We start from the raw sequence: 13,216 nt of genomic DNA, 5'->3' as shown, positions 1-13,216 counted from the left end.
CGATGCCCAGGTGATCCAGCACGGCCGCCGCGTCGTCGGCCAGGTCCTCCAGCGCGTAGGCTGCCTCGGCGCGCAGCCCCAGCCAGAACCGCAGCAGCCGGGGGACCAGGGGCTGCCCGGAGCCCGTTTTCGGCGTCTTGTCGGACAGGCCGACGTCGCGGTTGTCGTACCGGATGACCCGCAGGCCGCGCCCGACGAGCCTCTCGCAGAACGCGGTCCGCCACAGCAGCAGCTGCGCGCCGAGGCCCATGATCAGCAGGACGGGCGGGTCGTCGACGTCGCCCATGTCCTCGTAGTACAGCTTCAGGTCGCCCGAAATGGCATGGCCGCTGCGGATTTCCATCGGGATACCCCCTAGACCTCCACGTCGCTCTGGTGCTCGCGGCCGACCTCGACCATGAAGTTGGCGAAGTAACCCGTCAGCTGCGGGTCCGACATCATCTGCCACTTCGGTGCGAGCAGCTTCATGTAGCGCTCGACGTAGAGGAACTGCTTGCCGATGAGCACCAGCTCCCGGGGCAGCTTGACGTCGTAGGCGTCGGCCAGGGTCGACAGCTGCCGCCCGATGTCGGCGTAGGACATGTCGCCCAGCGTCTGCATGGTCAGCGGGGTGGCGAAGCGCTCCAGGTCCTTGGCGGCCTGGGCCTCGGGCTTCATGGTGCCGACGGCGCCCATCAGCACCACGATCTTGCCGGCCGAGGCGTGGTCCTTCTTCACCAGCAGCGCGTACACCAGCTCGCGCAGCAGCCAGCGGGTGCGGGGGTCGATGCGGCCCATGATGCCGAAGTCGAAGAACACGATGCGGCCCGCCTCGTCGACGTAGAGGTTGCCGGCGTGCAGGTCGCCGTGGAACAGCCCGTGCCGCAGCCCGCCCTCGAACAGGGAGAACAGCAGCGCCTTGACCAGCTCGGTGCCGTCGAAGCCGGCCTTGCGGATGGCGGCGACGTCGTCGATGCGGATGCCGTGCACCCGTTCCATGGTCAGCACCCGGTCGCTGGTGAAGTCCCAGTGCACCTGCGGCACCCGGATGTTCTTGCCCAGCGGGGAGGCGTGCAGGTGCGACACCCAGGCCTCCATCGACTGCGCCTCGAGGCGGAAGTTCAGCTCCTCGGCCAGGTTGTCGGAGAAGTCGGCGACCACGTCCTGCGCCGAGAGCCGGCGGCCGAGCTTGGCCAGTTCGACCGCCTGGGCGAAGCGCTTGAGGATCTGCAGGTCGGCGGCGACCCGGCGGCGGATGCCCGGCCGCTGGATCTTGACGACGACCTCCTCGCCGGTGTGCAGGGTGGCGTAGTGCACCTGGGCGATGGACGCGGACGCGAACGGCGTTTCGTCCCACTTGGCGAACAGCTCGGCGGGGTCGGCGCCCAGCTCCTCGACGAAGAGCTTGTGTACCTCTTTGGGGTCGGCGGGCGGCACCCGGTCGAGCAGGCCGCGGAATTCGCGCGACAGCGACTCGCCGAACGCGCCGGGGCTGGATGCGATGATCTGCCCGAACTTCACGTACGTGGGCCCCAGGTCGGCGAACGTGTTGGGAAGCTGCTTGATCACCTTTTGCTGCCACGGCCCCCTGCTGGGCAGCTTGGTGAGGATGCTTGCGGCGGCGCGGGTGACCTGCCAGCCGGTGGCTGCTACCCGGGCCGCTTCGACGGGCAACGGCACCCGGTCGAGCGTGGCCACCTCGCGGTGTTTGGTAGTAGTCATCTGTGCAGTCTGCCAAATCGAGACTGTCAAGTCCCAATTCCTGTGAGCGCGCTCACCGGTTCTCGCCGAGCGCGAAGTTCTCGGTGAGGGCTTCGATGATCGGCCGCCACACCTGTTTGGGGAGGTCGTGTCCCATCCCGTCGATCACGACGAACCGCGCCCCGGGGATGGCCGCGGCGACGGCGCGCCCGTTGCGCGGGCGCACCATCGGGTCCGCCGAGCCGTGCAGCACGACGGTCGGGGCAGTGATCGCCTTGCTGTAGCCGACGAGGCTGCCGGTGCCGAGCATGGCGTCGAATTGGCGCAGCATGCCCGGCGGGTAGCTGCAGCGGTCGGCGAGCCGGCGCACCCGGTCGCGCAGCTCGGCGTCGGGCGGCAGGAAGTTGGGGCCGTTGAACACCGCCACGTTGCGCACCTCGAGGGCCAATCTCTCCTCGGGCGACGCGTCCTTGGCCGGCGGATCAAAGGCAAGCTTGATGACCCGCCAGGCCGGCAACGCGGCGAACGGCTTGCCGGTGCTCGACATGATGATGCCCAGCGACGCCACCCGGCGCGGCTCGGTGGCGGCCAGGATCTGCGCGATCATCCCGCCCAGCGAGGCGCCCACCACGTGCGCCCGGCCGACGCCCACGTGGTCCAGCAACGCCACCACGTCCCCGGTCATGTCGACCAGCGTGTAGGGCACCCGGCTGGGCCGGCCGAGCAGGTAGCGCCCCACGCGCCGGTACACCGAGCCGCCGGCCCGCAGCCCGTGCATCTTGCCCGACAGCCCGGTGTCGCGGTGGTCGAAGCGGATGACGCGGTAACCGGCGTCGAGGAGTTGCGCGCAGAAGCCGTCCGGCCACATGGGCAGCTGGGCGCCCAGGCCCATGATGAGCAGCGCGGGCGGCGCGACCGGGTCGCCGAGATCCTCGTAGTAGAGCTCGACCGGGCCGTGCGGCGTGTCGCGGCGCGCGATGCCGCTCCGGATTTGCGCTATTTCCGCCAGGGCTGGACCCACCCTTCGATCTGCCAATTTTCCAGGCCCGCGATCAGCTCGTACATGGTGGCGCCGTCGATGGATTCCCGGACGATGTCGGCGTGCCCGGCGTGGCGGGCCAGCTCGTTGATCACGTGCAGGATCACCCAGCGCACCGACCAGGCCTTCTGGTCCTTGGGGAACCAGGGGATGTCCTGCGGCACGGGCACCGTGGCGTCGAGGTCGGCGGTGTCGGCCAGGCGCAGCGTCTCCGCGTTCTGGGCTTCGAACGCGCTCAGCAGCCCGGCCAGCGTCTCGTCGGGCCGCATCACGTGCTGGTCGCCGAACTCCTTGGCGATCTGGTCGAACGGCCGGGGATCCTTCGGCGGCAGGTCCGGGGCGGCGGCGACCCGGGCCATCCAGTTGCGTTGCATGGCGGTGGCGTGCTTGACCAGCCCGCCGACCGACAGCGCGCTGACCGACGGCGTCGAGCGGGCCTGTTCATCGGTGAGGCCGTACGAGACGGCGAAATAGGCGCTTTGGTGAAAGGCCAGGAATTGACGCAGGGCGTCGCGTTCGTCGGTGACGGGCGGGGCGAGTGCGGGCATTTCAATCCTTCCGAATGGCGTGGCTGTGCAGGTAAAGGTCCCGGAGGCAGGCGATTTCGGCGCCATGGTGGATCGCTTCTCGATTGATGTGCAGAATCAGCTCGCTGAGCGGGTGGTCGGCGTACGGCCCTTCGGCCGGGCCGCACCGGCGGGTCAGGTCGGTGGTGGACAGCGACCGCACGCCGGTGATCCACGCGGCGTACGTCTGGTCAAGCTGGCTCAGGGCGGTGACGGCGTCGGTCGCGTAACCCCAACCCTGGTAGTCGGCGGGCGGCCCGCCGAAATGGTGGTGGGCACGGACCGCGAACACACCGACGATGACGTGTGCCAGGCGCCAGGCGATCGTGGTGAACGGCGTGGGGCTGGGTGCCGGGAACGCGAAGTCCACCGACCCGTCCGGATGAACCGTCCAGCAACCGGGCACCGGCTGCCAGAAGTACTCGTCGTCGGTGAGGCCGTCGAGGCGGGGGCGCAGCTGCCCGCGCCAATGCCAGTCGAGCTGGTCGGCCAGTTGGGTGGTCAGGTCCGCCATGGGGACGAGCTTGCCAGCACGAGGTGACATGCTTTTCGCATGCAGGTGATCTCGGCGGGCTCGACCGAGCTGTTCGTCGGGCCGCCGGACGCGCCGCTGCAGCTCGCGCGCGTCGGCGTCGCGGGCTGCGCCGAGCCGACGCCGATCCGCATCGACGGCGACGGCCTGAGCGGGGAGGCCCTGGCCCGGCCCGGAAGCGACGTCGTCGAGGTGCCGGTCACGGTCGAGCGCCCGGTCGTCGGCCAGCGCCGGGCCGCGCGGGCGCGGGCCGGGCGCGCCAGCAAGCCGTTCGAGTTCGCCATCGCCGAGCCCGGCTGGACCATGTTCATGGTCAGCCACTTTCATTACGACCCGGTCTGGTGGAACACCCAGGGCGCGTACACCAGCGAATGGGCCGAAGACCCGCCGGGGCGGCAGGCCAACGGTTTTCAATTGGTCCGCGCGCACCTGGAGATGGCCCGCCGCGAGCCCGAGTACAAGTTCGTGCTGGCCGAGGTCGACTACCTCAAGCCGTACTGGGACACCCACCCCGAGGACCGCGCCGACCTGCGCCGGTTCATCGCGCAGGGCCGCGTCGAGGTGATGGGCGGCACCTACAACGAACCCAACACCAACCTCACCAGCCCGGAAACCACGATCCGGAACCTGGTGCACGGCATGGGTTTTCAGCGCGGCGTCCTGGGCGCCGACCCGGCCACCGCGTGGCAGCTCGACGTGTTCGGCCACGACCCGCAATTCCCCGGGCTGGCCGCCGACGCCGGCCTGACGTCGAGTTCGTGGGCGCGCGGGCCGCACCACCAGTGGGGCCCGGGCGGCGACGTCCAAGCCATGCAGTTCTGCAGCGAGTTCGAGTGGATCGCGCCGTCGGGCCGCGGGCTGCTGACGCATTACATGCCCGCGCACTACGGGGCCGGCTGGGGGATGGACGAGTCCGCCTCGCTCGCCGACGCGGAGGACGCCACGCGCGCACTGTTCGATCGGCTCAAGAAGGTCGCCCTGACGCGCAACGTGCTGCTTCCCGTCGGGACCGACTACACGCCGCCCAACAAGTGGGTCACCGCGATCCATCGAGACTGGGCCGCGCGCTACACCTGGCCGCGGTTCGTGTGCGCGATACCGCGGGACTTTTTCGCGGCCGTGCGCGCCGAACTCGCGCAGCGCGGCGGCGAGCCGTCGCCGCAAACCCGGGACATGAACCCGATCTACACCGGCAAGGACGTGTCCTACATCGACACCAAGCAGGCCAACCGGGCCGCCGAGAACGCCGTGCTGGAGGCCGAGCGGTTCGCCGTGTTCGCCGCGCTGCTGGCCGGCGCCGAGTACCCGCAGGCCGCGCTGGCCAAGGCGTGGGTGCAGCTGGCGTACGGCGCGCACCACGACGCCATCACCGGCTCGGAGTCCGACCAGGTCTACCTCGATCTGCTGACCGGCTGGCGCGACGCGTGGGAGCTGGGCCGCGCGGCGCGGGACAACTCGCTGGCGCTGCTGTCGGCGGCGGTGGGCGGCGACGTGGTCGTGTGGAACCCGTTGGCGCACAAGCGGACCGACATCGTCACCGCGCGGCTCGGCGCGCCCGTCGGCGCCGGGGCGCGCGTGCTCGACCCCGACGGCACCGAGCTGCCGGCGCACGTGGCGGACGACGGGCGGTCCGTCACCTGGTTGGCGTGCGACGTGCCGTCGCTGGGCTGGCGGGCCTACCGGCTGGTGCCGACGGGCGAGGCGACCGGCTGGGAACCGGTGCCCGGCAACGAGATCGGCAACGAGCACTACCGGCTTCGGGCCGACCCGGCGCGCGGCGGCGGGATCGTGTCCCTGGCTTCCGGCGGGCGCCAGCTGATCGCGGCGGGCCGGCTGGGCAACGAGCTGGCCCTCTACGAGGAATACCCGTCGCACCCCAGGCAGGGGGAGGGGCCGTGGCATCTGCTGCCCAAGGGGCCGGTGGTGTGCTCGTCGGAGTCGCCGGCGCGGGTGCGGGCCTACCGCGGCCCGCTCGGTCAGCGCCTGGTGGTGCGCGGCCGCATCGGCGATCAGCTGCGCTACACGCAAACCCTGACGCTGTGGAACGGGTTGGCGCGGCTCGACTGCCGCACGGCCATCGACGAATTCACCGGCGAGGACCGCTTGTTGCGGCTGCGCTGGCCGTGCCCGGTGCCGGGCGCCATGCCGGTCAGCGAGGTGGGCGACGCCGTCGTCGGGCGGGGCTTCGCGCTGCTGCATGACGGGGCGCGCTCGGTGGACACCGCGCGGCACCTGTGGACGCTGGACAACCCGGCCTACGGCTGGTTCGGGCTGTCCTCGGCGGTGCGGGTCCGGGTCGGCGCCGGGGTGCGGGCGGTGTCGGTGGCCGAGGTGGTGTGCCCGGCGGAGGCGGTGTCCGGGCCGCCGGCGCGCGAGCTGATGGTGGCGCTGGTGCGCGCCGGCGTCACGGCCACCTGCAGCGGCGCCGACAAGCCGCGCTACGGCTGCCTCGACGTCGACTCGAACCTGCCCGACGTCCGGATCGCGCTGGGCGGGCCGGACCGCAACGCGTTCACCAAAGCCGTTCTGGCGCAAGCCGATCCGGAGTACGCCGCGGAGCTCGAGCGCCAGCTGGCGGAGACCGGGCGGGCCCGGGTCTGGGTGCCGGCCGCCGCGCCGTTGGCGGAGGCCTGGGTCCCCGGCGCCGACCTGCGCGCGCCGCGGGCGCTGCCGGTCCTGGTGATCGGCGCGGCCGACGATGACGGCCTGGCCGCCGCGATCGCGTCGCTGGTCGACGACCTTGGGAACGCCGAGATCCCGATCAGCCAGCGGACGCCGTCCGGCATGGAACCCTTCGAATCCCGCACCGTCGCGCTGCTCAACCGCGGGGTGCCCAGTTTCGCCGTCGAGGCCGACGGCACGCTGCACACCGCGCTGATGCGGTCCTGCACCGGCTGGCCGTCGGGCACCTGGATCGACGATCCCCGCCGCACCGCGCCCGACGGCTCGAACTTCCAGCTCCAGCACTGGACCCACGCTTTCGACTACGCGCTGGCCTGCGGCGACGGCGACTGGCGCGAGGCCGAGATACCCACGCGCAGCGCGGAATTCGGCCACCCGCTGCTCGCCGTCGTGCCCGGCGAGGGGGATGGCGTGCTGCCGTCGGCCGGGTCGCTGCTGCGCGTCGAGCCCGCCGGCTCGGTCCAGCTGGCCGCCCTCAAGGCGGCCGGCAACCCGCTGGCGGCGGGCAGCGCCCGGCCGGTCGACGCGAGCGCGGTGGCCCTGAGGTTGGTGCAGACGACCGGGCGGCGCACCCGCGTCACCCTCGGCTCCGAGGTGGCCGCGGTGCGCGGGCTCGCGTTCGCCGACCTGCTGGAAGAGCGGCAGCGACGCGCGGAATCGGTTGAGCTGCACGGCTATCAGGTGGCCACCCTGCTGGCCGACCTCGAACCACAAAGCATGTCAACCGGTTTGACACAGCTGGCGCCGGACGCCGAGACCGCGCAACCGCTTTACGCGCGCTACTGGCTGCACAACCGCGGACCCGCGCCGCTCGGGGGACTGCCGGCCGTCGCGCACCTGCACCCGCAGCGCGTGACCGCCGAGCCGGGCGACGAGGTGGCGTTGCGGCTCACCGTGGCCGGCGACCGCACCGACGCCACGCTGGACGGCGCGGTGACGGTGCTGTGCCCGGACGGCTGGTCGGCCACTCCGGCGGAGCTTCCCTTCACGCTGGGCGTGGGCGACCATTGCGAGGCCGACGTGGCGGTGCGGATCCCGGCGCGCGCGCCGCCCGGGCTCTACCCGCTGCGCGCCCGGCTGTGCCTGACCGGGGACGTCCCGGCGGCGTGGCGACAGGAGGTCGAGGACGTGTGCGTGGTCGAGGTCGGCTCCCGCCGTGAGTACGACCTGGTCTACCTCGCCGACGGGCCGCGTGACGTCGAGCTCGCGGCGGGCGGGACCGCCCGGCTGACCGTGACCGTCGGCACCCACGCCCGCGCCGCCCTGGCGCTGGAGGCGCACCTGATCAGCCCCTGGGGCACGTGGGAGTGGATGGGGCCCGCCGCGCTCGGCGCGGTGCTGCCCGCCCGCGGCACGGTCGAGCTCGGCTTCGACCTGAGCCCGCCCTCGTGGCTGGATCCCGGACAGTGGTGGGCGTTGGTCCGGGTGGGCTGCGCGGGCCGGCTGGTGTACTCGCCGGCGGTGCGGGTGACGGTGACATGAACGCCAAACCGGTGGCCACCGTGGCCGGCGACCCGGTGCCTGTCGACGCGGTCGACGCGGCCGAGGCACGGCTGCGCCGCAGCCGTGGGGCGGCCGCCCTGCCGGCGAGCGGCACCGCCGAGGGCAGGCAGCTGCGGCGCTGGCTCACGCAGCTGATCGTGACCGAGCGGGTGGTCGCCGCGGAGGCGGCCGCGCGCGGCCTCACCGCCACCGGCGCGCCCGCCGAGGCCGAGCTGCTGCCCGACGCCACCGCGCGGCTGGAGATCGGCAGCGTGGCCGCCGCCGCGCTGGCGGACCCGTTGGCGCGGGCGCTGTTCGCCGACGTCACCGCCGCGGTAGGGGTCGGCGACGACGAGGTGGCCGGCTACCACGCCCGCAACCCGCTGCGCTTCGCAGCGCCACAACCCGGGCCCCACGGCTGGCGGGCCCCCGCGCTCGCCGCGCCGCCGCTGGCGGAGGTGCGCTCGGCGATCGCCGAGCACCTGCGGGGCGCCGCACGGCGGCGCGCGTTCCGGCTGTGGCTGGACGCGCGGCGGGCCGCGCTGGTCCGCCTCGCCCCCGGCTACGAGCACCCGGGCGACCCACGCCAACCCGACAACACACACCGCCACTGATGGCCGCCCTCACGCTCGGCCTCGACATCGGCGGCACCAAGATCGCCGCCGGCCTGATCGATCCGGGCGGCGCGCTGGTGCACACCGCCATCCGGCCCACCCCGGCCGGCGGGTCGGCGGAGGAGGTGTGGGCCGAGGTCGCCGCGATCGTCGCCGACACGCTGCGCGTCGCCGACGGTGCCGTCACCGCGGTGGGCATCGCCTCGGCGGGCCCCATCGACCTGCACGCCGGAACCGTCAGCCCGGTCAACATCCGGGCCTGGCGCGGGTTCCCGCTGCGGGACCGGGTCGCCGCCGAGGTCCCCGGCCTGCCCGTACGCCTCGGCGGCGACGGCGTGTGCATGGCGCTGGGCGAGCACTGGCGCGGGGCGGGGCGCGGCGCGCGCTTCATGCTCGGCATGGTGGTGTCCACCGGCGTGGGCGGGGGACTGGTACTCGACGGCGTTCCGTACACCGGGCGCACCGGCAACGCCGGCCACGTCGGTCACGTGGTGGTCGAGCAGGACGGCCGGCCCTGCGCGTGCGGCGGGCGCGGCTGCGTCGAGACCGTCGCGTCCGGGCCGTGGATGGTGCGCTGGGCGCGGGAGAACGGCTGGACCGCGCCGCCCGGCGCCGGCGCGCGGGACCTGGCCGCCGCGGCGGCCGCCGGGGACCCGGTGGCGCAGCGGGCGTTTCGCCGGGGCGCCACCGCGCTGGCGGCGATGATCGCCTCGGTCGGGGCGGTCTTCGACCTCGATCTCGTCGTCACCGGCGGCGGGGTGGCCAAGTCCGGGGACCTGCTCTTCGACCCGCTGCGGGCGGCGCTGGCCGAGTACGCCGGGCTGCAGTTCCTGGCCGGCCTGCGGGTGGTGCCCGCGGCGCTGGGCGGCGAGGCCGGTCTGGTCGGCGCGGCGAGGCTGGCCGGGCTGGGCTAGCCGCACCGTTTTGGCTGACCGCGGGGGGTCAGGCTATTGTGGTTGCCGATCCACCGAAGACCGTCGGTCACCGAGCAATCGGTTGAAGGTCCGGGAACATCCCGGCGGCCCACGCAGGAGGACGAGGCAGAACACCGGCGCACGCCGGTGCATTTTCACGCCCCGGCCGCTTCCTGCGCCGGGGCGTTTGTCGTTTCCAGGGGGATCACCGACAACTTTGACCTCAGGAGGCATGCATGGCCAGGGCTGACAAGGCCACCGCCGTTGCAGACATCGCGGAGCAGTTCAAGGACTCCACGGCCACGCTGATAACCGAGTACCGCGGTTTGACGGTGGCCAACCTGGCCGAGCTGCGCCGCTCGCTGGCGGGCTCGGCCACCTACACGGTGGCCAAGAACACGCTGATCAAGCGGGCCGCCGCCGACGCCGGGATCGAGGGCCTCGACGAGCTGTTCGCCGGCCCGACGGCCATCGCGTTCGTCAGCGGCGAGGCGGTCGACGCCGCCAAGGCGCTCAAGACCTTCGCCAAGGAGAACAAGGCGCTGGTCATCAAGGGCGGCTACATGGACGGCCACCCTTTGAGCGTCTCCGAGGTCGAGCGCATCGCGGACCTGGAGTCCCGCGAGGTGCTGCTGGCCAAGCTGGCCGGCGCGATGAAGGGCAACCTGGCCAAGGCGGCCGGCCTGTTCGCCGCACCCACCTCCCAGATGGCCCGGCTGCTGGCCGCGCTGCAGGAGAAGAAGCCCGCCGAAGCCGCCGCGCCGGAGCCCGCGGCAGCGGCACCCGAGGCCCCCGCGGCACCCGAAGCGTCCGCCGAAGAAACCCCTGCAGAAACCCCCGAAGCACCGGCCGAAGCCGAATAACAACCCACCCGCAACTTAGGAAAACAAGGAAGGACCCACACCATGGCCAAAATCTCTAGCGACGACCTGCTCGACGCGTTCAAGGAAATGACCCTGCTGGAGCTCTCGGACTTCGTGAAGAAGTTCGAGGAGACCTTCGAGGTCACCGCGGCCGCCCCGGTCGCCGTCGCCGCCGCCGGTGGTCCGGCCGCGGGTGGCGCGCCCGCCGAGGCCGCCGAGGAGCAGTCGGAGTTCGACGTCATCCTCGAGGCCGCCGGTGACAAGAAGATCGGCGTCATCAAGGTGGTCCGCGAGATCGTCTCCGGCCTGGGCCTCAAGGAGGCCAAAGACCTGGTCGACGGCGCGCCCAAGCCGCTGCTCGAGAAGGTGGCCAAGGAGGCCGCCGACGAGGCCAAGACCAAGCTCGAGGCCGCCGGCGCCACCGTCACCGTCAAGTAAGTCTGCCGAGCAGACGCAAAGGCTCCCACACGCCCGGCGTGTCGGGGGCTTTTGCGTCTGTTCAGCCCACCACCGCCGACCGCTGCGACTCTGCCACCCGGTCGGGTGAATCCCCCAGCGCGACAAACAATTTCGACGTCATCGAGCGAAGCACCGCCGCGACGGCCGCGCCGTCGTCGCCGTAGAAGCCGCCCAACTCGAGCATCACGAACCCGTGTACCAACGCCCAGAACTGGGCGGCCGTGGCAATGATGACCGCGTCGTCGGCCGTGGAGCCGACGGTGATCCGCCCGCCGCCCACCGACCGCTGAACCACGCGCACCAAATGCGCGAAGCTGGGAATGTCGCGTTCGATTTCGGCGACCGTCAGCGTCAACATGTTGCCCGCCGGGGCATTGATGCCGTGCGCGCTGGTGCTGCCGAACATCAGCCGATACATGTGCGGCCGCTCGATCGCGTAGCGCCGGTACGCGGCTTGCAGGGCGAACAGATCGGCGACCGGGTCGTCGGTCTCGGGCACCGCCAGCGCCGCGTCGAACTGCCGCAGGCCCTCCTCGGCGACCGCGGCGATCAGCCCGCGCATCCCGCCGAAATGGGTGTAGACCGCCATCGTCGAGGTCCCCGCCGCGCCGGCCACCTTGCGGGTCTGCAGCGCATCGGGCCCCTGCTCGTCGAGCAGGGCGACGGCGGCGTGCAACATCTCGTCGCGCACGCTGCGCTCAGTCTGCGAAGTCATTCTTGCCATCTTCTCACCGGGGGCGTAGCGTGCCAATAACGGCGAAATAACAATGTTATAGGAGCTCAGCAATGACCTCTGCGCAAGCCACCCGATCCAGCAACCCCTATCTCGACGGCTTTCTGGCGCCGGTGGGCGCCGAGGTGACCGCGACCGACCTGGAGGTCACCGGACATCTCCCCGAGCACCTCGACGGGCGCTACCTGCGCAACGGGCCGAACCCGGCCGAGGAAGTGGACCCCGCCACCTATCATTGGTTCAGCGGCGACGGCATGGTGCACGGCGTCGCGCTGCGCGACGGCAGGGCCCAGTGGTATCGCAACCGCTGGGTGCGCAGCCTCTCGGTGAGCGCCACCCTCGGCGAGCCGGCGCCGGGCCGCCTCAACACGCGGGCGGGCATGCTGTCCTTCGGCGCCAACACCAACGTGCTGACGCACGCCGGTCGCACCCTGGCGCTGGTCGAGGGCGGGGCCGCCAACTACGAGCTGACCGACGAGCTGGACACCGTCGGAACCTGCGACTTCGACGGCACCCTGGAGGGCGGCTACACCGCCCATCCGCACCGCGATCCGCACACCGGCGAATTGCACGCCGTGTCTTACTCTTTCGCGCGCGGGCGCACCGTGCAGTACTCGGTGATCGACACCCGCGGGCGGGCCCGCCGCACCGTCGACATCGAGGTGTCGGGGTCGCCGATGATGCACGACTTCTCGCTGACCGACAAATACGTGGTGATCTACGACCTGCCGGTGACGTTCGACGCGGTGCAGGTGCTTCCCACGAACATCCCGCGCTGGCTCGGCGTGCCGGCCCGGCTGGCGATGCAGTCGCTGGTCGGGCGGGTCCGGGTGCCGGGCCCGATCACCGCGATGATGAACCGCAACCCGAGACACGACGACCGGATGCCGTACGCCTGGAACCCCGGCTACCCGGCGCGCATCGGGGTCATGCCCCGCGAGGGCGACAACAAGGACGTCCGCTGGTTCGACATCGAACCCTGCTACGTCTACCACCCGCTCAACGCCTACTCCGAAATGCGCAACGGCGCAGAGGTTTTGGTGCTCGACGTGGTGCGCTACGCGAAGATGTTCGACCGCGACCGGCGCGGCCCCGGCGACACCACGCCCAGGCTGGACCGCTGGACCGTCAACCTGGCGACCGGCGCGGTGGCCACCGAATGCCGCGACGAGCGCTCGCAGGAATTCCCGCGGATCAACGAGACGCTGTTGGGTGCGCGGCACCGCTTCGGCTACACGGTGGGCATCGAGGGCGGCTTCCTCGCCGCGGGCAGCGCCGAGATGGCCACCCCGCTGTACAAGCACGACTACACGACGGGATCGGCCACGGTCGCCGGACTCGACCCCGAGCTTTTGCTCGGCGAGATGTCTTTCGTCCCGAACCCCGCCTCCAGCCCCGGGGACCGGGCCGAGGACGACGGCGTCCTGATGGGCTACGGCTACCACCGCGGCCGCGACGAAGGGCAGCTGGTGCTGCTGGATGCGCAGACCCTCGAATCCATGGCTACCGTGCACCTGCCACAACGCGTGCCGATGGGCTTCCACGGAAATTGGGCACCCGCTAGCTAACACTCGCGTCAAATAAACCCGACCCCGGCGGTCTCAGGTCGGCCAATTTTTGTCAGCGGTCCGTTCCAAGCCTGATGCCGGGTG

At 71.8% G+C, this 13,216-nt stretch carries 12 protein-coding genes; 6 read left to right on the top strand and 6 right to left on the bottom strand.

All coding sequences use genetic code 11. From position 1 onward, the window contains the following. The 5 genes from A9X00_RS23070 to A9X00_RS23050 form a co-directional block, all read right to left on the bottom strand. On the bottom strand, positions 1–343 hold a 343-nt coding region (locus tag A9X00_RS23070; protein WP_197515242.1), incomplete at its 3' end, for an alpha/beta fold hydrolase. An 11-nt stretch (positions 344–354) separates the two neighbouring features. After that, positions 355–1,701, bottom strand: a complete 1,347-nt coding sequence (locus tag A9X00_RS23065) for an AarF/ABC1/UbiB kinase family protein (protein ID WP_067158765.1) — start codon at positions 1,699–1,701, stop codon at positions 355–357. 52 nt (positions 1,702–1,753) lie between these two features. Further along, positions 1,754–2,701 (bottom strand): alpha/beta fold hydrolase, encoded by a 948-nt coding sequence (locus tag A9X00_RS23060; RefSeq protein WP_067158764.1) that lies wholly within the window; start codon positions 2,699–2,701, stop codon positions 1,754–1,756. Next, positions 2,677–3,267, bottom strand: a complete 591-nt coding sequence (locus tag A9X00_RS23055; RefSeq protein WP_067158759.1) for a DinB family protein — start codon at positions 3,265–3,267, stop codon at positions 2,677–2,679. Before A9X00_RS23055 ends, A9X00_RS23060 begins: the two co-directional genes overlap by 25 nt. A 1-nt stretch (position 3,268) precedes the next feature. After that, positions 3,269–3,799, bottom strand: coding sequence for a DinB family protein (locus tag A9X00_RS23050; RefSeq protein WP_067158758.1), 531 nt, complete (start codon positions 3,797–3,799; stop codon positions 3,269–3,271). A gap of 39 nt (positions 3,800–3,838) precedes the next feature. On the opposite strand from A9X00_RS23050, the gene A9X00_RS23045 reads away from it, so the two are divergent. The 5 genes from A9X00_RS23045 to rplL all read left to right on the top strand — a co-directional run bounded on the left by A9X00_RS23045 (position 3,839) and on the right by rplL (position 10,810). Further along, on the top strand, positions 3,839–7,981 hold the full coding sequence (locus A9X00_RS23045) for an NEW3 domain-containing protein (RefSeq protein WP_067158757.1): 4,143 nt from the start codon (positions 3,839–3,841) through the stop codon (positions 7,979–7,981). Further along, complete coding sequence (locus A9X00_RS23040) at positions 7,978–8,595, top strand: malonyl CoA-ACP transacylase (RefSeq protein WP_067158756.1); 618 nt, start codon at positions 7,978–7,980, stop codon at positions 8,593–8,595. Before A9X00_RS23045 ends, A9X00_RS23040 begins: the two co-directional genes overlap by 4 nt. Beyond that, positions 8,595–9,509, top strand: coding sequence for an ROK family protein (locus A9X00_RS23035; protein ID WP_067158750.1), 915 nt, complete (start codon positions 8,595–8,597; stop codon positions 9,507–9,509). Before A9X00_RS23040 ends, A9X00_RS23035 begins: the two co-directional genes overlap by 1 nt. Positions 9,510–9,745: 236 nt before the next feature. Further along, positions 9,746–10,372: a 50S ribosomal protein L10 gene (gene rplJ / locus A9X00_RS23030; protein WP_067158748.1), complete on the top strand. Its 627-nt coding sequence runs from the start codon at positions 9,746–9,748 to the stop codon at positions 10,370–10,372. 42 nt (positions 10,373–10,414) lie between these two features. After that, complete coding sequence (gene rplL / locus A9X00_RS23025; protein ID WP_067158746.1) at positions 10,415–10,810, top strand: 50S ribosomal protein L7/L12; 396 nt, start codon at positions 10,415–10,417, stop codon at positions 10,808–10,810. A gap of 61 nt (positions 10,811–10,871) precedes the next feature. On the opposite strand, the gene A9X00_RS23020 is transcribed toward rplL, so the two are convergent. Next, positions 10,872–11,546: a TetR/AcrR family transcriptional regulator gene (locus A9X00_RS23020; protein ID WP_067158744.1), complete on the bottom strand. Its 675-nt coding sequence runs from the start codon at positions 11,544–11,546 to the stop codon at positions 10,872–10,874. Between the two features lie 71 nt (positions 11,547–11,617). Here A9X00_RS23020 and A9X00_RS23015 point away from each other — a divergent pair, with 71 nt between their 5' ends. Further along, positions 11,618–13,132 carry a carotenoid oxygenase family protein gene (locus tag A9X00_RS23015; RefSeq protein WP_067158742.1) on the top strand — a complete coding sequence of 505 codons (1,515 nt, stop codon included), beginning with the start codon at positions 11,618–11,620 and terminating at the stop codon, positions 13,130–13,132. Positions 13,133–13,216 lie beyond the last annotated feature (84 nt).

The organism is Mycobacterium sp. 1245805.9 (genome assembly GCF_001672915.1).
Classification (GTDB): domain Bacteria; phylum Actinomycetota; class Actinomycetes; order Mycobacteriales; family Mycobacteriaceae; genus Mycobacterium.
Note: the sequence above shows the minus strand (reverse complement) of the source record. Positions and strands in the feature narration are given on the sequence as shown.